Genomic DNA, 22,277 nt, shown 5'->3' on the forward strand with positions numbered 1-22,277 from the left:
CTGATGGAATTTCATTTTAAAGACACTTTACTTTATGTAGAGAACTTAAGCGTAGCGTATGATGGTGTTACAATTATCAAAGACATTAGTTTAATTGAAAAAGATGTAGTTCGCAAGGATAAGGATCAAACCGGGCAAATTATTGCAGTCGTAGGAAGATCAGGTCGAGGTAAATCGACTTTTTTTAAAGCACTTACCGGACTGGTTCATCCCGAAACTGGAAAAATCTTGATTAAAGATTTTGAAAGTAATGAACCCAATGCAGCCAAACCAGTTAAAGAAGGAGATATCGGTTTTGTAGATCAGAAATATACCTTATTCCGTCATAAAACGGTACGACAAACTCTCGAATTTGCCTTACGAAAAAGTACACTTTCCAAAACAGAAAAAGACAAAAAAATCAACGATCATATCCAGAAATGGGGTTTGGAAACATGTGAAGACAAATACCCAAATGAACTTTCCGGCGGACAAAGACAACGAACCGCTATCATTGAGCAATTGTTTTCTTCGGATAAATTTATTGTTATGGATGAACCTTTTTCAGGTTTGGATATCGGGAACATTCAAGAAGTAAAAAAATCGTTCGATTTGTTGTGTGACGAATCAGAATTTAATACGGTATTGTTTTCAACACATGATATCGAATTGGCTATAGAAATGGCACAAGTTATATATGTTATCGGTCATCCCACAGTAAACGGATCCAAACAAAAATATGGTTCGATTATCGCACATTACGATTTGAGAGAAAAAGGATTAGCTTGGAAAGAGTACGGAGACGATCACCGTAAATTATACAAAGAAATCGTTCATCAAATGATGGAATCTTAATTCACACTGCCTTGAAAAACCAAAATCCAATAACAATTTTACAGGAATACTTGCTTTCACTCAAAAACAATATTGAAGGACAAGTCGAATCCGGACAAATGATTATCAAGAAAGAAGATATCGTAGCATTAAAAGAAGCGTCGTCTAAACTGCTTACTTTTTGTAAAGAGCTCAATAAAGATGCTCAGTTTGTTCAGCAGAGCAATGCGTTGGTTCATAAAGAGGCAAATCAAACAGGATTGTATAAAGCCGAACACTTTTTCCTTTCCGATATCATCACATTGATCGAATATCAAAAAGAATTGACCGAGAAACAATGGTTTTCTTTGGCGTATTTTTATGATGTATTGCGAAACGAAAAATTTGTAGACGAAGCAGCTATCAATACACTGAACCGATTAGCAGTTTCCCCAGATTTCAAACACAATATTCAAAAATTGTTGTTGGGTTGTAAAATTGCTTCCACTACAAAAGAGACGCAAAATTTTGTGATTGAAGCTTTAACCAATGCAAAGAATATAAAATTGGAAGAAGCAAAAAAACATTATGAAAGTGTGGGCCAATTGGTTTTTGGATCTTCAACTGAAGTTCAATCGAAAATCCAAAAAATAGTGGAGAATCAAGAATTAAAACAACCTGTAAATACAGCAATCAGCTTGCCTCCCGAAAATGATTCACTGGAAAAAGTCATGGCCGAACTCGAAGCTTTAATTGGTCTTGAAGAAGTGAAAGCGGATATCAAGGAACTGATTAATTTGCTAGAAATTCAGAAGAAAAGAAAAGAAGCCGGATTACAAAATATTGACATTGCCTTACATACCGTTTTTCTCGGCCCTCCAGGAACAGGTAAAACCACTGTGGCTCGATTATTGAGTCGTATCTTTAAATTACTAGGGTTTTTATCCAATGGTCAATTGTATGAGACGGATAGGGAAGGATTGATTGCTGGGTATGTGGGACAAACCGCTATTAAAACAGACAAAGTAGTCGATGAAAGTATAGGAGGTGTTTTGTTTGTGGATGAAGCTTATGCACTGAATCAAAATGCCATGCAAAGTGATTACGGTGCTGAAGCAGTGAATACCATCCTGAAACGAATGGAAGACAATCGGGATAATTTGGCAGTAGTTGTAGCTGGCTATACAGAACCGATGCAACTTTTTATTGAGTCGAATCCAGGTTTGCGTTCACGATTTAATAGGTATTTCCATTTTGAACATTTTAAGCCACAGCAATTGTATGCCATATTTGAAGCTTCATGCCAAAAATTGGATTTTGTTTTAACGGAAGATGCAATAGATAAAGTAAAAGAAACGTTCGAATTGTTATACGATAAACGAGATGAAAGTTTTGGAAATGCTCGTGTGGTTCGAAATTTATTCGAAAAATGTGTACAAAATCAAGCGAACAGGGTAATACAGATTAAAAATATAACTAGAGATGTATTGCGCGCTTTGACCGATGAAGACATCCCTGAACCAAAAGAAACTGTAGAAGATGTATTTTTCTTTTCTAAAAATGAGTAGTTATGAAAGTACTAAATATAATATTACTGTTACTGTTACAGCTTAGTTGTTGTAATAAGTTAGCGTATCAGGAAACAAGCACATTCCCAGTTAAAATTAAAGAAGTCTATTTTCAAAACTGGGTTGCAGGAGTTCGTGGGGGAGGTTCTGGCACCAATTTTCATCTGGAATTTGAACAGGAATTACCTACCGATATTATTTTGAATCAAGTCTATTTCAGAGGAAAAAAAGCCGTTGTCCAAAAAAATAGTGAAACACAATACGTTATTGCTTTTCACGGAACAGCTAATCTGCATAACAATGAAGAGCTAGTTTCTGATGCTCCACCTGTCGAAGTAAAGAAGATTGAAGCACCAATTCCTATTTCTGATGATGAAGCTGTTTTAGAATTTACGCAAAAAGGGAAACTCAAACACTACAAAATCAAAAATGTTACCAGAAAAGAAATGCTAGCGTATCCTTCAGTACGACCAAGAAATTAATTATTTTTGTTGCAAATAAATTCACTTTGAGCGTTTATAAAAGCCTTTTCAAACAAACACTGATTTATGGTTTGGCAACCGTTTTGCCAAGAATGATAAGCTTCATGCTTAATCCGTTGTATGTGCATGCATTACCAAAAACGGAGTTTGCGGATGTTTCCATTATTTTCGCTTACCTGGTTTTTTTCAATGTCATCTTATCCTACGGAATGGAAACCGCTTTCTTTCGGTTTTACAATCTGGAAGAAGATAAAAAAAATGTTATTGCTACATCCACCATATCACTGTTCTGGTCGTCTCTTATTTTTCTGTTTTCAAGTTTAATATATAGGGAAACCATCGCTGATTGGATCAATGTGAAAACCGAATACATTACGTATACCATTTGGATTTTAGTGTTGGATGCCTTGGTCATCATTCCGTTTTCAAAATTAAGAGCCGAAAGCAAACCCATGAAATACGCGATAATCAAAATCGCCAACGTTGGGATTAACTTCGGATTGAATATTTTCTTCTTGATGATTTTGCCAAAGTTGTCTAAAGACAATCTTTTAAGTACCATCTATTTTGAAAATTTTCAAGTCGGTTACATTTTCGTTTCGAATTTGTTGGCCAGTTTGTTCACTTTTGTGGTAGTATCAAACAACTATTTTAAAATCAATTGGCATTTCGATTTTGCACTTTGGAAAAAAATGATGCGCTACGGATTGCCTATCCTGATTGCCGGAATCGGTTTCGCCATCAACGAGCATTTTGATAAAATCTTATTGGAAAAATTAAATGTTCCCAAAGCCGATATCGGTGCTTATTCTGCCTGTTATAAACTGGGAATGTTCATGGTATTGTTCCGCACAGCCTATACACTGGGAATCGAACCTTTTTTCTTCAGCCATGCTGATAAGGAAAACGCTTCACAGACGTACGCCACCATCACTAAGTATTTCGTAATTTCGGGCTCATTCATTTTGCTGTTTGTCATCGTTTTCATTGATCTGTTGAAATTGCTTTTAGTTCCCAATAGCAACTATTGGGATGCTATGAATGTAGTTCCGTTAATTATTATAGCCAATTTCTTTTTAGGCATTTACACCAATCTTTCGGTGTGGTACAAACTCATCAATAAAACACATATTGGCGCTATTATTTCTATAATTGGTGCAATTCTCACGTTAGTGCTTAACTATTTGTTGGTTCGTTCAATGAGTTATTATGGTTCCGCAATCGCGACTATTGTGGCTTACGGAAGTATGATGTTTATTTCGTATTTTCTGGGTCAGAAAAAATACCCGATTCCTTACGATAAAGAAAAAATTGTTGCTTATCTTGGGCTCTCCATTTTTCTTTCGGCCTTGTCATTTTATGTTCCTAAATTTAGAGAAAGCTATATCTTCGGGATATTTGCTTTAGTAATTTTTGGTTATTATATTTATCGAAACGAAAAAGAAACCATTTTAAAAATAGTAAAACGAAAATAATTTTCAGGAGCTGATCGCGCTGTACGCTACAAGCTTTTGTATTCCTGTTGGTTTTCCATTGTCCTAAAAAGTGCTTCCTTCGGTCGCTTTTTCAGTACGGGAAAACAACAACAGTAATTTCAAAAGGCTTTTCGCTACCATCACGGCTAGCCACAAAGAAACTAAGAATATGCAAATCAAAATCATTAATAAATCACAGCATCTATTACCCAATTACGAAACCAATGCTTCTGCAGGAATGGATCTTCGTGCCAATATAGAAGCGCCCATTACACTAAAACCATTGGAACGCGCGTTGGTTAAAACAGGATTATTTATCGAGTTACCCATCGGCTATGAAGCTCAGGTTCGTCCGAGAAGTGGATTGGCATTCAAAAAAGGAATCACGGTATTGAATTCTCCCGGTACTGTCGATGCCGATTATAGAGGCGAAATTGGTGTAATTTTAGTAAATTTATCCAACGAAGCTTTTGTAGTGGAAAATGGCGAGCGCATTGCACAGCTTGTCATCGCCAAACACGAGCGCGCCGAATGGATCGAAGTAAATGAATTAACCGAAACCAATCGTGGTGAAGGTGGCTTCGGAAGTACAGGAGTAAAATAAATAATAATACATCGATTAAAAGATTTTTTTAATCATTCAATCATTCAATAAATATGAAAATAATCGTCCCTATGGCAGGCCGTGGCTCACGTCTTCGCCCACATACATTAACCGTTCCAAAACCGTTAATCCCAATTGCCGGAAAACCTATTGTGCACCGATTGGTTGAAGATATCGCAAAAGTAATCGATCATAAAATAGACGAAATTGCCTTCATTATTCATAAAGATTTTGGTGATAAAGTACCACAAGAATTAATTGCCATTGCAGAAAAATTAGGTGCGAAAGGTAGCATTTATTACCAAAATGAACCTTTAGGAACGGCACATGCTATTCTTTGTGCGAAAGAATCTATGGAAGGACCAATCGTTGTGGCGTATGCCGACACACTTTTTAGAGCCGATTTTACGTTAGATACTTCAGCAGATAGTGTGATTTGGGTAAAACAAGTAGAAGATCCAAGTGCTTTCGGAGTGGTACAATTAAACGATGCGAATGAAATAGTGGATTTTGTCGAAAAACCAAAGGAATTTGTTTCGGATTTAGCTATCATCGGAATCTATTATTTCAAATCAGGAGAAACGCTAAGAAGTGAGTTGCAATTCCTGTTAGACAACAATGTAGTAAAAGGTGGAGAATACCAATTAACCGACGGTTTGGAGAACATGAAACAAAAAGGCATGAAATTTGTGCCAGGTAAAGTAGAGGAATGGATGGATTGTGGTAACAAGAATGTTACGGTGGAAACCAATTCGCGTATGCTGAATTTTCTACAACATGACGGAGAGGAAAATTTAATAGCCGATACTGTTCGTATTGAGAATTCTACCATCATTCCGCCATGTTTCATTGGGGAAGATGTAATTTTAATTAATTCAACAGTAGGACCGAATGTGTCATTAGGAAAAGCAAGTCATCTAACGAATGTGAAAATTCAAAATAGTTTGGTGCAAACTCATGCGCATATCCGTAATGCAAAATTAGACAATGCGATGATAGGGAATCATGCAACATTTGATGGTGATTTTAAAAGTATCAGTATCGGAGATTACTCCGTTTTAGAATAAATGGTGAAAAAGGGGTTGGTAAATATTGCGTTAGCTTTTGGGATGTTTTGCATCTCAACTGTCGCTATGGCCCAAACCGAACCGGATGAAATTGCATTAGCGGAAGATGATTTTCAAGAAGCCTATTATGAATCGCTCAAACAAAAAGGCATCGAAAATTACGACAAAGCAATTGCTGCTCTGGAAAAATGCTTGAAATTGCAACCCAATAATTCGGTAATTTATCATGAATTAGGAAAAAACTATAGCTACCAAAAGAATTTTATTGAAGCTGAAAATGCGCTGATTAAAGCTACGCAAATGGAACCCAATAACAAATGGTTTTGGATCGATTTGTACGAAGTGTATTATGAAACTAAAAATTACAATCAGGGAATTTTAACACTTCAAAAAATTATTCCACTAGATAAAAACTACAAGGAAGATTTATTGTCACTTTACATGTACACGCGACAATACGATAAAGCCTTGGTTTTAATCAACGAATTAGACGAAGCATTCGGTAAAACGGAAGTTCGTGATCGCTATCGATTGGAAATTAATGCACAAGCGTTAAACAACAGTACTGGAAAAAGTGACCTCGAAAAAGCCATAGAGCAAAATCCGCTAAATGAGGAAAATTACATTTCTTTAATTTACAAATACTCGGAGAATAATCAAGAGGAAAAGGCGAGGCAGATTACCCAAAAGTTGGAACAAAATATTCCCAATTCAGAATGGGCGCAAGTATTCCTGTTCAAATACCATATCAATGAAAACAAAGGAAATGAAGCTTTAGGATCTTTGTTGAAAGTTTTGGATGGTAGAAAAATTGACAAGAAAATAAAATTCAGAATGTTTAATGAATTTCTGATTTTTACAACGAAAAACCCAACTTTCGAAAATCAATTGACAAAAATCGCAACCTATTTTGAAAACGACACCGATGTGAATGTTTACAAAGAACTGGGGAAATTTTATTACAAAAGAAAAGATTGGTCAAAAGCAACGCAATATTTAGAGAAATCATTTGTAACAAACAATAGCGATATAGAAGCCAATATTTTCTTATTAGCTTCGTACGAAGAGGTCGCTAATTTTGAAAGTATGTTTAAAAAGGCATCAGAATTGGTAGACACCTATCCAAATCAGCCCGAATATTATTATTTCGCTGGAAAGGCTTCCAGTAAACAAAAAAATTATAAAAAAGCTATCGACTTTTTGGAAACAGGCATAGATTATGTAGTAGACAATGTAGCACTAGAAACTGATTTTTGTCAGGTTTTATCAGATGTGTTTAAAGCATCGGGAGATAGTAAAAAAAGTGATGAATACGCCCTGAGGGCCAATCGTCTTAAAAAGAAATAAAAAGAATGCAAAAAATAATTCCTATACTGCTTTTGCTAGCAGTGGTTTCTTGTAAACCCAAACAGAATTTAGTAGTTCCTGTGGATGTCGAAACCACAGTGTCGAATGAAACGGTAAAAAATATCATTTCAAACCATTATGCCGTTAATCGTAATTTTAAAACACTATTGATAAATGCTAATGTTAGTTACGTAAGTCCAAAACAATCAATGAACGTTGCGGCTGATATCCGCATCAAAAAGGACGAAATGATTTTGGTGACAGTCAAGTTTTTTGGTATTACAGGAGCAAAGGCTTTAATAACGCCTACTCAGGTAAAATACTACGAAAAAGCAAGAAATACCTATTTTGAAGGAGATTATAAAATGTTAAGCCAATGGCTTGGAACCGATTTAGACTTTCAAAAGGTGCAGAACATGCTCATCGGACAAGCAATAGATGATTTATCAAAGGCAAAATATGATGTGGTTCAGGAGGAAAGCGCACCACGATTGGATGAAGTTACTACTGGAAATTTCATAAAATCGTTTGTGTTTAACCCCGACACTTTTACCATCAAAAAGCAAGAAATCAAACAATTGACACCAGAACGTAAAATGTTGGTGAATTATTCAGAGTATAAATCGTTCCCAGAAAGTGTTTTACCACAAGAAGTTGCTATTTTTGCAATGCAGAACAATCAAACTACTTCTATTGGTGTCGAATACAAAGATGCAAAATTCAATGAAGATTTGAATTTTGTGTACAATGTACCCAATGGATATGAACAAGTAATCATCAAATAGTCAAATAACACCGAATGTCAAAATATTTTATACTCCTTTTCGCTTTGTTTACGATAACTTCTTCAGTTGCACAAGAAGAAGAAAGACAACGCAAACTTGAAGAGCAAAAAGCGCGATTGCAAGAAGAAATCCGTCAGCAGGAAAAATTATTGCAAACACAGAAGAAAAAAGAAAAGTCGGCCGTAAAAGTGGTGGAACAGCAAAATGTGAAAATCGGTTTGCAACAAAAATTGATTAATACTACCGAAAAGCAAAAAAAGGTTTTGGGTAATAGTATGTACATCAATCAAGTGAAGGTAAATAATCTTAAAAAGGAATTGGTGGTATTGAAAGAAGACTATTCGAAGAATATCGTGAAGTCTTATAAAAGCCGATCGGAACAAAGTAAAGCCATGTTCATCTTGTCTTCTGATAATTTTTTGCAGGCCTACAAGCGTTTTCAATACATGAAGCAATATTCAAGTTTCCGTAAAGTGCAAGGAGAAGAAATTAAAGCCAAAACTTTAGAGTTGGAGAGATTCAATAATAAGCTATCAATTCAAAAGAAAGAAAAGGAAAAACTTATTGCCGAAAGCGAACAAGAGAAGAAAGAATTAGAAAAACAACGTCAAGAACAGCAAAGAGAACTGAATTCTATTAAAAAAGATAAGAATAAAATCATTGCTGACATACGTAAAAAACAAAAAGAAGCGAAGGCAATCGAACGTCAAATCGAAAGATTGATTCGTGAAGCAATTGCCGCTGCCAACAAGAAGGCGGGTAATACCACCAATACTACTACTTTCGTATTAACACCGGAAGCCAAAGAGCTAGCGAATGATTTTAAAGCCAATCGAGGCCGTTTACCTTGGCCAGTAGAAAAGGGAGCATTAACCAAACGTTTTGGTCGTCAACCACACCCATTAGAACCTTCCATTATGATTGAAAGTAGTGGTATTGAAGTTTCTTCTGAAAGAGGAGCTAAAGCACGTGCAGTCTTCAACGGTGAAGTCAGTGATGTGCAAATGGCACCAAACGGTACAGCTACAATAATGATTCGTCACGGGGATTATACCACTACCTATTCTAACATTGGAAAAGTGTTTGTAAGTAAAGGAAGCAAGGTGACAACCAAACAAGCATTAGGAGAAATCTTCTACAATCAATCAGCAGGAAAATCGGTTTTGAAATTCTTGATTTACCAAAATACGACCAAATTAAATCCACAATCCTGGATTATCAATATGTAATAAAAAAGTCCCGAATTCGGGACTTTTTTTATTGTAATTAAGAAGTAAATAATGCTTTCAATTCTGTAGCTTCGTCAGGTTTCATTTTCCCGGCCAAAACCAAACTCAATTGTTTTCTGCGTAATGCAGCATCGAAACGCGCTTTTTCTTCATCGGTTTCAGGTACAATTTGTGGGACTTCTACAGGGCGTCCCGTTTCATCAACAGCTACAAACGTATAAATGGCTTCATTCGCCTTGGTTTTACTGCCAGACTCACGGTCTTCAATCCAAACATCAATATAAATTTCCATTGATGACTTGAAACTTCTAGAGACTTTCGCTTCTACAGTGACTACACTTCCTAATGGAATGGCTCTGTTAAAAGCAACGTGATTTACAGATGCAGTGACGGTGATGCGACGGGAATGACGACGTGCAGCAATACTTGCAGCTCTATCCATTCTGGCTAATAGTTCGCCACCAAATAAGTTATTCAAAGGATTGGTCTCACTAGGTAAAACCAAATCGGTTAAAACCGTTAAGGATTCTGAAGGGAATTTAGTTTGCATGTTAATTTTTTATAAAGGTACTAAGTTATGATGTTTTGTAAATAAAAAAGCCTTTCAGTAGTGAAAGGCTTTGCGTGTATTATTTTTCTTCCAGGAGAATCCAAGCGTCTTTGTTTTCTTCACTTTGGATTTTCAATAATGCTTCGTCAGCCTCAACTTGAGATGAATACGTTCCATACAATACAGAAAATAAATCATCTTCATTTCTTGCTAAAACCGATGCCTGATACCCTTTTTGAATTAGTAAGTTCATCGCGTTTTCTGCATTTTTCTTATTTCTGAAAGAACCGGAAACAATGTGAAAATCGTAATTCAAGTTCGGGTTGATTGTTGCCTCAGTAATAGGATTGCTAATAAAAAATGTAGCTTCCTGTATTTTGTTTTTCAATTCTTTTTGAACCTCTGCCTGAACTATCATGGTTTCGGTTTGTTCCTGTTGGTTGATGTAAGTGGCGTAACCAAATCCGGCGCCTCCCAAAGAGAGAACAAACATTGCCGCATATCGTAAATAAGGACGGCTAATCTTTCGCTCTTGGATCAATTCAATTGTTGGCTTTTCTTCAACTGAAGCATCAATAACTTTCTTCAATTCTTCACGCTTAACTACCGGAGAAACAAACGAACTTAATCCGAATGCATCGGTAAGATAGTTCACATGACTAGAAGCTTCAAAGACAATGTTGTTTTCAGGATTTAATTTCAAAAGTCCAATGCCTTTGAAAATCAAATAATCGCGATTCTCTAATTTGATATTCCATTCTGCAACTTCGGTTTTAACTTTACCAAGAGCTTCCGCATAGGTGGTTTTTTCAACTTGAGCAATGTGATTGGCTAATAAGCCATCGTTACTTTTTATATTCGCATTAAAAGCAATAACTTTTTTCGGTGGGAAAAAGGTGTGATTACTTTCCTGTATGTTTGCAGATATGGTTTCGGTTAAAAAAGCACCAAAACCCGGAACCGTTACACATTGATAACGGTACAATAACTGAGAAATGTATTGTGAGATATTCATAGCAACAAAAATAAAGAATACAAGACGAAATAAAAATTTTATCAACAAATGTTATTAACAATTTAAATTTCGTTTATTTTGTGATTCTATTTTTATACGCCATGTTACAACAAGATTTATTATATGCCTTAGCCTTATTAAAGGTAGAAGGGATCGGTGATGTCACCGCAAAAAAGTTACTACAGCATTTGGGTTCAGCAGAAGAAGTCTTCAAAGCCAAACCTAAGGAGTTGGCAAAAATTGACGGTATCGGACCTTTACTTAGTAAAGGTCTTCAAAAGAACACTTACTTGCAACTAGCGGAAGCAGAATTGCAATTCATACAACAACAAAACATTCAGGTTTTACATTATCAGGAAGCGCTGTACCCAGAAAGACTCAAACATTGTTTTGACGCTCCTGTTTTACTCTTCACGGCAGGAAACATCAATCTGAATAATCGAAAAATAATTAGTCTCGTAGGAACTCGAAAGGTGACTTCTTATGGTGCCGAATTTTGTAAAAAACTTATTGCTGATTTAGCACCACTGAATCCTATTATCGTTAGCGGGTTTGCTTATGGTGTTGATATTATTGCACATCAATCGGCGATGGAAAATAAACTACAAACAATTGGTGTTTTAGCACACGGTCTCAATCAGATTTATCCGAAAGTACATAAAAAGTATATGGCCAAAATGGAAGAAAATGGAGGCTTTATAACCGAATTTTGGAGTACTTCCAATCCGGATCGAGAGAATTTTGTCAGACGAAATCGTATCGTAGCCGGAATGTCTGAAGCGACTGTTGTGATTGAAAGTGCTGAAAAAGGAGGCTCATTACTTACTGCTACCATGGCTAATGACTATAATCGTGATGTGTTTGCCGTACCAGGCCGTACCACCGATAAATACAGTCAGGGATGTAACGAACTAATTAAAAACAATAAAGCACAAACTTTAACAAATGCCTGTGATTTGATTTATCACCTGAATTGGGATATTAAAAAATCAACTCAAAAAGCGATTCAAAAACAGTTGTTTGTTTCGTTAGATGGTGATGAACAAAGTATTTATAATTATCTACAAAAACAAAGTAAGGCGCACTTGGATACAATCGCCATCGAATGTGGAATTCCAGTCTTTAGACTTTCTTCTATTCTGTTAAATATGGAATTGAAAGGAGTGTTGAGGCCTTTGCCTGGGAAAGATTTTGAAATTATATAAAAAGCAATACCTTTGCATCGGAATCCTTCCATCTAGGGTTTGTATTTATTAATTTCTCACTTAACGTTTATAGCATGCAACTGTATAACACCTTAAGCGCAGAAGAAAGAAAAGAACTGATTGATCAGGCTGGTCAACAACGCCTTACGTTGTCTTTCTATGCGTATGCAAACATTGAAAATCCTCAAAAATTCAGAGACGATTTATTTATTGAATGGAATAAGCTAGATGCTTTAGGCCGAACTTATGTGGCCAAAGAAGGTATCAATGCGCAAATGTCGGTTCCGGCTGAAAATTTCGAAGCTTTCCGTGAAACTTTGGAAGCCTATGATTTTATGAAAGGTATTCGATTGAATGTTGCTGTGGAACAAGATGATCATTCATTTTTGAAATTAACAGTTAAAGTTCGCCATAAAATTGTTGCCGATGGGTTAAATGACGCAACTTTTGATGTAACAAACAAAGGAGTGCATCTGAATGCAAAAGATTTCAATGCCATTTTGGATGATCCCAATACAATTGTAGTGGATTTCAGAAATCATTACGAAAGTGAAGTAGGTCATTTCAGAGGAGCAATTACTCCCGATGTGGAGACCTTCCGCGAATCACTCCCAATCATCAATGATCAATTGAAAGATTTCAAAGAAGATAAAAATTTGGTGATGTATTGTACCGGCGGTATTCGTTGTGAAAAAGCTTCTGCCTATTTCAAGCACCAAGGCTTTAAAAATGTATACCAACTAGAAGGCGGTATTATAAATTACGCCAAGCAAATTAAAGAAGAAGGACTAGAAAGTAAATTCATTGGTAAGAATTTCGTATTCGATCATCGATTAGGAGAAAGAATTACAGATGATATTATCGCGCAATGCCATCAATGTGGTAAGCCTTGTGATACCCATACGAATTGTGCTAATGATGGTTGCCATTTGTTATTCATTCAATGTGATGAATGTGCAGATAAAATGGAAAACTGTTGTTCATCCGATTGTTTAGAAACAACGCATTTGCCTTTGGCTGAGCAGGTGAAGAAAAGAAGAGGAATTCAAGTTGGTAATAAAATTTTCAGAAAAGGTAAATCGGATTCGTTAGTGTTTAAAAAATCAGGTGAGCTTTCTGCAATTCCATTAGCTAAAGCGACCGGTGAAGAAAAACCAAGAAATATCCGTCAGAAAATAAAAATTAAAAAAACGCTCGTTGGAAAAGCGGAACATTTCTTCGTAAAAGCCAATGTTGCACAGTTTTTAATTACCAATGGTGAAATTGAGGTGGGTAATACAATTTTGATTTCTGGCCCAACAACAGGTAACCAAGAATTGGTAATTTCCAAATTGCGTGTAAATGGTTCAGAAGGTACAAAAGGAACTGTAAATGATAAAATTACCTTTGAAGTGCCTTTTAGGGTACGTCTTTCTGACAAACTATTCAAGATCATCGAATAAATTTTTTAAAATTTACCGATTTTAAATCCCAAATCCCAAAATGTAAAAATTGGTATTTGGGATTTCTTTTTTGGAATTTAAAATATGTATCTTTACCCTCTAATAGTAATTTGGCAATAGTAGTTTCATGTTACAATGGAACGATCAATATATATAAAATTATGGCATGTAATAGTTGTTCAACCTCGACTGGCGGAGCGCCAAAGGGGTGTAAAAATAATGGGACTTGCGGTACCGATAGCTGCAATAAATTAACTGTTTTTGATTGGCTTTCTAATATGAGCCTTCCAGGAGGTCAAGAGCCTTTTGATTGTGTGGAAGTGCGTTTCAAAAACGGGAGAAAAGAATTCTACAGAAATTCAGAAAAGCTGACCCTTAGCATTGGTGATATTGTTGCCACTGAAGCATCTCCAGGACACGATGTAGGTATTGTTACTTTAACCGGAGAATTGGTTAAGGTTCAGATGAAGAAAAAGGGGGTAAATCACGAAGGCGAAGTTCCTAAAGTGTATCGTAAAGCATCACAAAAAGACATCGATATTTGGAGCGAAGCACGCGATAGAGAAGAGCCAATGAAAGTTCGTGCTCGTGAATTGGCAATTGCATTGAAATTGGAAATGAAAATTTCGGATATCGAATTTCAAGGTGATGCCTCAAAAGCAACGTTCTATTATACAGCCAATGACCGTGTCGATTTTCGCCAATTAATTAAAGATTACGCAAGCGAATTTAAAATCCGTATCGAAATGAAACAGGTAGGTTTCCGTCAGGAAGCTTCTCGTTTGGGTGGTGTTGGTTCTTGCGGACGAGAATTGTGTTGTTCTACTTGGTTGACCGATTTCAGAAGCGTGAATACTTCTGCGGCACGTTACCAACAATTGTCGCTAAATCCTCAAAAATTAGCGGGACAGTGTGGTAAATTAAAATGCTGTCTGAATTATGAATTGGATACGTATATGGATGCTTTAAAGCATCTTCCGGATATGGACACGAAGTTATATACGGATAAAGGAGAAGCAGTATGCCAGAAAATAGATATTTTCAAAGGGTTAATGTGGTTCTCTTATGTTGATAATTTCTCTCAATGGCATGTATTGAAAGCAGAACATGTAAAAGAAATTATGGCATTGAACAAACAGAAAACGAAAGTTTCTGCGTTAGAAGATTATGCAATTGAGGCCGATAAACCGGAAGTGGAAAAAACGTTCCAGAATGCAATGGGTCAGGATAGTTTAACCCGTTTTGATCAGCCTAAAAAGAAAAATAAAAACAACAATAAAAAACGTCGCCCTCAGCAAAACCAAAATAAAGAGCAACAACAACCGGTTGCACAAGCTGGTGGTGAGAAAAAAGAGAATAAACCAAACCGTTCTAAATTTAGAAATGACAAGAAGAATCCTAAAAAGTAGCCTGCTGTTTTTTTTCTCCGCATTGATGTTGGTGTCATGTGATGAAAGTCAGGTCTTTGATGAATACAAAACAATCGAAGATGGATGGCATAAAGACAGTATTATTACATTTGATTTTGAGCAAAAAGCGTCAAATATTCCTGTAAACTTGTTTCTTAATGTAAGAAATAATAACGATTATGAGTTTAGTAATCTATTCTTGATTGTGAAAATGGAACAGCCCAAAGGAAAAATAAAAGTGGACACTTTGGAGTATCAAATGGCTAATGCTGATGGAACACTTATGGGTGAAGGTTGGTCAGATATTAAAGAAAATAAACTTTGGTACAAAGAAAATATGTCTTTCCCTGAAGACGGAAAATACAAAGTATCCATTCAACAAGCTGTAAGACAAACCGGAAAGGTTAAAGGTGTGGAACGTTTGAATGGAATTACAGAAATAGGTTTTAGAATAGAATCATTACAAAAGAAATAGGATGACACAAAAAACAAAAACTAGCAAACCAGACTATTCACCTTACGTGAAAAAATTCTGGAAATTTTTCTTCATGGGATTTGGAGGAATTTTATTGTTTTTCCTTTTTGCTTCTTGGGGACTTTTTGGTCCTATGCCTTCTTTCTCAGAGTTGGAAAACCCGGAATCAAATTTAGCTACCGAAATCATCTCGTCCGATGGAGTTACTATCGGAAAGTTTTTTAACGAAAACAGAACACCAATCAAGTACGAAGACTTGCCTCCACATTTGGTAAAAGCTTTGGTTGCAACCGAAGACGAACGTTTTTATGAACACTCAGGAATCGACGGAAGAGGAACAATGCGAGCGGTTTTGAGTATCGGTACAAGCGGAGGTGCAAGTACGTTAACTCAACAGTTGGCTAAGTTATTGTTTCACGGTGAAGGTTCCCGATTTTTACCATTTCGTATCGTTCAAAAAGCGAAAGAATGGATTATTGCTATTCGTTTAGAACGTCAGTATACCAAAAATGAAATCATTGCAATGTACCTAAACAGAGCCGATTTTATCAATACGGCTGTTGGTATCCGATCGGCTTCCAAAGTATATTTTGCTAAGGAACCGAAAGATTTAACTGTTGATGAAGCAGCCATGCTGGTCGGAATGCTTAAAAACCCTTCTTTGTTTAACCCTCTTCGTCGTGAAGAAAAAGTAAGACTTCGACGCAATGTGGTATTGAAACAAATGGAAAAGAACAATTTCTTGACGGCAAGCCAAAAAGAAAATTTTCAGGCGAAACCCATTAAATTAACATTTACTCCAGAAAAATACAACGAAGGAACAGCTACTTATTTCCGTGAATACCTTCGAGATTACATGAAAAAATGGGTATTGGAAAATAAAAAAGAAGACGGTTCTGATTATAATATCTATTCTGACGGTTTAAAAATCTATACTACCATCGATTCTAGAATGCAATTGTATGCCGAAGAAGCTGCGAAAGAACACTTGGCAAATCTGCAGGAAGAATTTTTTACGGAAATGAAGAAAAATAAAACGGCACCGTTCGTGAATATCCAACAAACAGACATCGATAAAATTATGGAACGATCCATGCGTAATACAGAGCGTTGGAGAATTTTGTCGGAAAATGGAAAAGATGAAGAGGAGATTAAAAAATCATTCTACATCAAAACGAAAATGACCGTTTTCACTTGGAAAGGAGATAGAGATACCATCATGACACCGTACGATTCTATTCGTTACTATAAACATTTTTTACAACCGGGATTAATGGCAATGGAACCGCAAACCGGTTTCGTTAAAGCGTGGGTTGGAGGTATTGATTATCGTTATTTCCAGTACGACCACGTTGGTTTAGGTGCAAGACAAGTGGGTTCAACTTTCAAACCGTTTGTGTATGCGACAGCTATCGAACAATTAGGGATGTCACCATGTGATACTATTGTGGATGGTCCTTTTATGATTCGCAAAGGTAGACATAATGTAACGGAAGATTGGGAACCGAGAAACTCTGACCATAAATATCGAGGAATGATGACATTGAAAAAAGCTTTAGCCAATTCGGTGAACACGGTTTCAGCAAAATTAATTGATAGAACGGGACCGGATGCGGTGATTGATTTAGTGAAGAAATTGGGAGTTGAAACGGATATTCCTTCTCAACCTTCGATTGCTTTAGGAGCGGTAGATATGACCGTGAGAGATTTAGTGGCCGCTTTCAGTTCGTTTGCCAACCAGGGAATTTATTTGAAACCACAGGTAATTACGAAAATCGAAGACAAAAACGGTAACGTCATTTTTGAACCAAAATTAGAATCCAAAGACGTATTGAGTAAAGATGTTGCGTATGCGGTTATCAAATTGATGGAAGGAGTAACCGAATCCGGTTCCGGTGATCGTTTGAGAACACAAGGAGGAGGATGGAAATACAATAGAGTAACGGGTTATCCGTACATGTTTGATAATCCTATTGCCGGTAAAACAGGAACAACTCAAAATCAATCCGACGGTTGGTTTATCGGAATGGTACCTAATTTGGCAACAGGTGTCTGGGTAGGTAACGAAGACCGTTCGGCGCATTTCAGAACATTGGCATCCGGACAGGGTGCTACCATGGCTTTGCCAATTTGGGCTTTGTTCATGAAAAAATGCTATGGTGATCCTACTTTGAATGTATCGAAAGAAGGTTTCGAAAAACCAAAAGATTTATCAATCAAAGTGGATTGTTATGTTGCTCCGAAAAGAACGGTTAGTGACTCTATCGCCAATGATTCTATTGCGGTTAAACCAGAAGATGAAAATAATACAGACGAATTTAAAATTAATTAAATTGTACTTGAAGCTTTTCCAGCTGTACGCTGTATCTTTTATTGCCATTTGTTAAAGCAATAAAAGGATGCCGCTTCCATCTGGGCTAAAACAACAAACTAATGATTAACAGAAAAGTAAACAACGTTAAAGAGGCTTTGCACGATATTAAAGACGGACAAACCATCATGCTAGGTGGTTTTGGTCTTTGTGGAATTCCTGAAAATAGTATTGCCGAATTGGTAACTAAAAATGTAACGAATTTGACTTGTATTTCGAACAATGCAGGTGTAGACGATTTTGGATTGGGTTTATTATTGCAAAAGCGTCAAATTAAAAAAATGATCTCTTCTTATGTGGGTGAAAATGCCGAATTTGAAAGACAAATGTTGTCCGGAGAATTGGAAGTGGAATTAACACCTCAAGGAACTTTAGCAGAGAAATGCCGCGCCGCTCAAGCCGGAATCCCCGCTTTTTTTACTCCGGCAGGTTTTGGTACCGAAGTGGCTGAAGGAAAAGAAACTCGTGAATTTAACGGAAAAATGCATGTGATGGAATTAGCATATCAAGCTGATTTTTCAATCGTAAAAGCTTGGAAAGGGGACGAAGCAGGAAATTTAATCTTTAAAGGAACCGCACGTAACTTCAACGCTTGTATGGCAGGAGCTGCTAAAATTACTATCGCCGAAGTAGAAGAATTAGTGCCGGCGGGTACATTGGATCCAAACCAAATTCACATTCCAGGGATTATGATCAATCGTATTTTCCAAGGTGAGAAATTTGAAAAAAGAATCGAACAACGTACGGTAAGACATAAAAGTTAATCATGGCATTAGGTAAAGAAGAAATCGCAAAAAGAATCGCAAAAGAAGTTAAAGATGGATACTATGTGAATCTGGGTATCGGTATACCTACTTTAGTAGCCAATTATGTTCGAGAAGATATTTCGGTTGAATTTCAATCTGAAAACGGAGTTCTGGGAATGGGACCATTTCCTTTCGCAGGAGAAGAAGATGCAGATGTAATTAATGCCGGAAAGCAAACTATTACTACATTACCAGGCGCAAGTTTTTTTGACTCTGCATTCAGTTTCGGAATGATTCGCGCGCAAAAGGTTGATCTAACTATTTTAGGCGCTATGGAAGTTTCTGAAAATGGAGATATAGCCAACTGGAAAATCCCAGGAAAAATGGTAAAAGGTATGGGAGGCGCTATGGATTTAGTAGCTTCTGCCGAAAATATTATTGTAGCCATGATGCACGTCAATAAAGCAGGAGAATCTAAAATTCTGAAAAAGTGTACTTTACCACTAACCGGAGTAGGTTGTGTGAAGAAAGTGGTTACTGAATTGGCTGTTTTGGAAATTACAGACAAAGGCTTCAAATTATTGGAAAGAGCACCTGGTGTTTCAGTAGACGAAATCATCAAAGCTACCGAAGCAAACCTGATTATAGAAGGGGAAATTCCTGAAATGGTATTTTAAATAATTATTAAAAAATAAGTAAAAGGGTCGTGCATTGCACGACCCTTTTTTGTTATGACATTAACAAAAAATATGGTTTTACCATATTTTTATTTCAATACTTTAACATATTTTTGTTTTTTAACGATATAAAACCAAATATTGTTAAGAATATTCAAAATTTGTAAGTGTTACGCTCGGTTTTTATTAATGTTAATAATTCTGCATAAACACTGCGATTTTGATAAAAATAAACAAATTATTAACCAACCAAAAAACCAACCAAATTATGAAAAAACAACTACGCGGTTTAGCCTCGCTGACTGCATTGTCGTTGTTTACATTGTCGTCGTTTGCTCAAACAGACAAAAATGTAAGCAAAATTGAAAAAAATGGAAATGGAACTCCTGGTTTCATAACATTTAATGAAAATGCAGGCTTCAAAACCTCAGATTCTCAATCGCTGTTCAAAAGCCAATTGGGTTTAAAAAACAACCAAAACTTCTCAAAGATTAAGTCAAACACTGACGAATTGGGTTACACCCACGAAAAATTTCAATTGTTTCACCAAGGTATTAAAGTAGAATTTGCCAATTACACGCTTCACGCTAAAAATGGCAGAGTTACTGCAATGTCAGGTGAGTACTACACGATTGGAAATATCGATGTACAACCTTCGCTTTCTGCAGATGCAGCATTGAATAGAGCATTGTCACAGATCAAAGCTAAAAAATACCTTTGGGATAATAAGGAAGAAGCTTCAAAACTGAATTATGAAAAACCAAAAGGGGAATTGGTATTGCTACCCGTTAGTGATAATGAAGTAAAACTAGCCTATAAATTTGACATTTATGCTACCGCTCCGGTAAGTAGAGGTGATGTTTATGTTGATGCTAAAAACGGACAAATCTTATTCTATAATGCAACCATTAAGCACTTAGGCGAACATAGTCATGGTAAGAATTTAGTACCTAACAATAACAATGATGTTAACCTATTCAAAACACCTTCAATGTTCGTTGCAGCCAATGCAGCAACACGTTACAGCGGTACACAAACTATCCAAACGCTATTGAGTGGTTCTTCGTATATCCTTCAGGATAATACAAGAGGTGGTGGTATGCAAACGTATAACATGAAAAAAGGAACCAATTATTCTTCAGCAGTAAACTTTACGGATGTAGATAACAACTGGACTGCTGCGGAGTTTAATAACACCAATAAAGACAATGCTGCACTAGACGCACATTGGGGTGCCGAAAAAACGTACGATTATTTTAGTACCGTGCATTCTAGAAATAGTTATAATAACGCAGGTGCAAAGATTAACAGTTATGTTCACTATAGCAGCAACTATAACAATGCGTATTGGGATGGTTCTCGTATGACCTACGGTGACGGAAGTGGAACAGGAGGTTTTAACGCTTTAACGTCTCTAGACGTTGCTGCACACGAAATCGGACATGCTGTATGTACTTACACGGCTAATCTAGCCTACCAAAAAGAATCAGGTGCAATGAACGAAGGTTTCTCAGATATCTGGGCAGCTTGTGTTGAGTTCTTTGCTGCACCAACAAAACAACCTTGGTTAATTGGTGAAGATATCGAAATGAGATCAGGACATGTGGCATTGCGTTCAATGAGTAACCCAAATGCTGAAGGACAACCGGACACGTATGGTGGAACGTATTGGATTAACCCTAATTGTACACCAACACAATCCAACGACTATTGTGGAGTGCACACGAATTCAGGGGTGCTTAATCACTGGTTCTACATTTTGTCAGTAGGTAAATCGGGAACAAATGATTTAGGGAATGCTTTCAATGTAACAGGTATCTCTGTTGATAAAGCTGCTAAAATCGCGTACCGAACAGAAGCAAATTATTTGTCTGCCAATTCAACTTTCGCGAACGCAAGAACATATTCTATACAATCGGCTACAGAATTATACGGTGCCGGTTCTGCGGAAGTAATCGCTACTACAAATGCATGGCATGCTGTAGGTGTAGGTGCTGCTTATTCTGGTGGAGGAACAGATACTACTGTACCAACAACACCTACAAATTTAGCAGCTTCAGGAACAACTTCATCTTCTACAAACTTGACTTGGACAGCTTCTACAGATAATGTTGGAGTTACAGGTTATAACATCTATAATGGGGCAACTTTAGTTACGACTTCTACTTCGAATTCAGCTACTGTTGCTGGGTTAACAGCTTCAACGGCTTATACTTTCACAGTTAGAGCAAAAGACGCAGCAGGCAATTTATCTGCAGCTAGTAACGCGGTGAATGTAACGACTTTAGCTGGAGGAACTACAACCTACTGTGCATCCAAAGGAAACAGTGTAGTCGATGAATATATCGATTATGTTGCTCTTAACGGAATGACGAATACTACCGGTGCAAATGCTGGTTACGGTAACTTTACAAGCTTAGTAGCGAATTTACCTTACGGATCCAATACTATTGTTTTCAGCGCAGGATTTACAGGATCTGCTTATACAGAATACTGGTCAATCTGGATCGATTACAACAAAAACGGTACGTTTGAAACTTCAGAAAAAGTAGTAGCAGGTTCTTCTTCAAGTAGCGGCAACTTATCATCAACTTTCACAGTACCAACCACTGCTTCGGCTGGAAATACAAGAATGAGAGTTCAAATGAAATACGGTTCTACTTCAACGGCTTGTGAAACGTTTTCTTATGGAGAAGTGGAAGATTATACAGTAAATATTGGCGCTTCTGCTATTACAACTGTAACGGGTGATACTACAATCGCAGAAGAATCTAACGTGTTCGATTTCGATATGTATCCAAACCCAACAGAAAATACTTTGAACATTAGAATGATAGATAACCGTAGTGTTTCTTATCAAATTTACAACCTTATGGGACAATCTTTGAAAACAGGAAAAGTAACACAACAAGAAATTAATGTGGCTGACTTAGCTTCTGGATTGTACATTGTAGAAGTGAATGATGGTCAAAAAGCGATTACTAAAAAATTCGCAAAAAAGTAAATCAAATAAATTAAACTAATCTAACTGGAAAGAG

19 protein-coding genes are annotated in these 22,277 nt (G+C 36.6%); 17 read left to right on the top strand and 2 right to left on the bottom strand.

Annotated features, from left to right (window positions below):
- Positions 1-3: 3 nt before the first annotated feature.
- The 9 genes from ACFO7M_RS04560 (at position 4) to ACFO7M_RS04600 (ending at position 9,349) form a co-directional block, all read left to right on the top strand.
- Positions 4-834 carry an ATP-binding cassette domain-containing protein gene (locus ACFO7M_RS04560; protein WP_379734280.1) on the top strand — a complete coding sequence of 277 codons (831 nt, stop codon included), beginning with the start codon at positions 4-6 and terminating at the stop codon, positions 832-834.
- A gap of 11 nt (positions 835-845) precedes the next feature.
- Positions 846-2,360, top strand: a complete 1,515-nt coding sequence (locus tag ACFO7M_RS04565; RefSeq protein WP_379734282.1) for an AAA family ATPase — start codon at positions 846-848, stop codon at positions 2,358-2,360.
- 2 nt (positions 2,361-2,362) lie between these two features.
- Positions 2,363-2,842: a hypothetical protein gene (locus ACFO7M_RS04570; RefSeq protein WP_379717633.1), complete on the top strand. Its 480-nt coding sequence runs from the start codon at positions 2,363-2,365 to the stop codon at positions 2,840-2,842.
- 26 nt (positions 2,843-2,868) lie between these two features.
- A complete protein-coding gene (locus ACFO7M_RS04575; RefSeq protein ID WP_379717631.1) occupies positions 2,869-4,317 on the top strand; it encodes a lipopolysaccharide biosynthesis protein in 1,449 nt (482 codons plus the stop codon).
- 169 nt (positions 4,318-4,486) lie between these two features.
- A complete protein-coding gene (dut, locus tag ACFO7M_RS04580; RefSeq protein ID WP_379717629.1) occupies positions 4,487-4,921 on the top strand; it encodes a dUTP diphosphatase in 435 nt (144 codons plus the stop codon).
- A gap of 53 nt (positions 4,922-4,974) precedes the next feature.
- Complete coding sequence (locus ACFO7M_RS04585; protein ID WP_379734284.1) at positions 4,975-5,988, top strand: sugar phosphate nucleotidyltransferase; 1,014 nt, start codon at positions 4,975-4,977, stop codon at positions 5,986-5,988.
- Positions 5,989-6,054: 66 nt separating this feature from the next.
- Positions 6,055-7,335 carry a tetratricopeptide repeat protein gene (locus tag ACFO7M_RS04590; protein ID WP_379734286.1) on the top strand — a complete coding sequence of 427 codons (1,281 nt, stop codon included), beginning with the start codon at positions 6,055-6,057 and terminating at the stop codon, positions 7,333-7,335.
- A 5-nt stretch (positions 7,336-7,340) separates the two neighbouring features.
- Positions 7,341-8,120, top strand: a complete 780-nt coding sequence (locus tag ACFO7M_RS04595; protein ID WP_379734288.1) for a DUF4292 domain-containing protein — start codon at positions 7,341-7,343, stop codon at positions 8,118-8,120.
- A 14-nt stretch (positions 8,121-8,134) separates the two neighbouring features.
- Positions 8,135-9,349: a murein hydrolase activator EnvC family protein gene (locus ACFO7M_RS04600; protein WP_379717621.1), complete on the top strand. Its 1,215-nt coding sequence runs from the start codon at positions 8,135-8,137 to the stop codon at positions 9,347-9,349.
- Between the two features lie 37 nt (positions 9,350-9,386).
- Here ACFO7M_RS04600 and ACFO7M_RS04605 read toward each other — a convergent pair whose 3' ends face one another.
- Together ACFO7M_RS04605 and ACFO7M_RS04610 are read right to left on the bottom strand one after the other, a co-directional pair.
- Positions 9,387-9,899: an acyl-CoA thioesterase gene (locus ACFO7M_RS04605; RefSeq protein WP_379734290.1), complete on the bottom strand. Its 513-nt coding sequence runs from the start codon at positions 9,897-9,899 to the stop codon at positions 9,387-9,389.
- A 79-nt stretch (positions 9,900-9,978) separates the two neighbouring features.
- Entirely contained in the window at positions 9,979-10,914 is a 936-nt protein-coding gene (locus tag ACFO7M_RS04610) for an SPOR domain-containing protein (protein WP_379734292.1), read from the bottom strand.
- Between the two features lie 101 nt (positions 10,915-11,015).
- On the opposite strand from ACFO7M_RS04610, the gene dprA reads away from it, so the two are divergent.
- The 8 genes from dprA (at position 11,016) to ACFO7M_RS04650 (ending at position 22,243) form a co-directional block, all read left to right on the top strand.
- Positions 11,016-12,119, top strand: a complete 1,104-nt coding sequence (gene dprA, locus ACFO7M_RS04615) for a DNA-processing protein DprA (RefSeq protein WP_379734294.1) — start codon at positions 11,016-11,018, stop codon at positions 12,117-12,119.
- 74 nt (positions 12,120-12,193) lie between these two features.
- The gene (locus tag ACFO7M_RS04620; protein ID WP_379717613.1) at positions 12,194-13,561 is read left to right on the top strand and encodes a rhodanese-related sulfurtransferase; all 1,368 of its coding nucleotides are present in this window, start codon (positions 12,194-12,196) and stop codon (positions 13,559-13,561) included.
- Between the two features lie 161 nt (positions 13,562-13,722).
- Positions 13,723-14,970, top strand: coding sequence for a PSP1 domain-containing protein (locus ACFO7M_RS04625; RefSeq protein ID WP_379717611.1), 1,248 nt, complete (start codon positions 13,723-13,725; stop codon positions 14,968-14,970).
- Positions 14,945-15,445: a gliding motility lipoprotein GldH gene (locus ACFO7M_RS04630; protein ID WP_379717609.1), complete on the top strand. Its 501-nt coding sequence runs from the start codon at positions 14,945-14,947 to the stop codon at positions 15,443-15,445. The genes ACFO7M_RS04625 and ACFO7M_RS04630 overlap by 26 nt, the downstream gene beginning before the upstream one ends.
- 1 nt (position 15,446) lies before the next feature.
- Complete coding sequence (locus ACFO7M_RS04635) at positions 15,447-17,777, top strand: penicillin-binding protein 1A (protein WP_379734296.1); 2,331 nt, start codon at positions 15,447-15,449, stop codon at positions 17,775-17,777.
- A gap of 101 nt (positions 17,778-17,878) precedes the next feature.
- Positions 17,879-18,580 carry a CoA transferase subunit A gene (locus tag ACFO7M_RS04640; protein WP_379734298.1) on the top strand — a complete coding sequence of 234 codons (702 nt, stop codon included), beginning with the start codon at positions 17,879-17,881 and terminating at the stop codon, positions 18,578-18,580.
- Positions 18,581-18,582: 2 nt separating this feature from the next.
- Positions 18,583-19,239 (top strand): CoA transferase subunit B, encoded by a 657-nt coding sequence (locus ACFO7M_RS04645; protein WP_379717603.1) that lies wholly within the window; start codon positions 18,583-18,585, stop codon positions 19,237-19,239.
- A gap of 268 nt (positions 19,240-19,507) precedes the next feature.
- A complete protein-coding gene (locus ACFO7M_RS04650; protein WP_379734299.1) occupies positions 19,508-22,243 on the top strand; it encodes a M4 family metallopeptidase in 2,736 nt (911 codons plus the stop codon).
- Positions 22,244-22,277: the final 34 nt, after the last annotated feature.

This window comes from Flavobacterium sp. GCM10023249, assembly GCF_042653365.1.
Lineage (GTDB): Bacteria > Bacteroidota > Bacteroidia > Flavobacteriales > Flavobacteriaceae > Flavobacterium.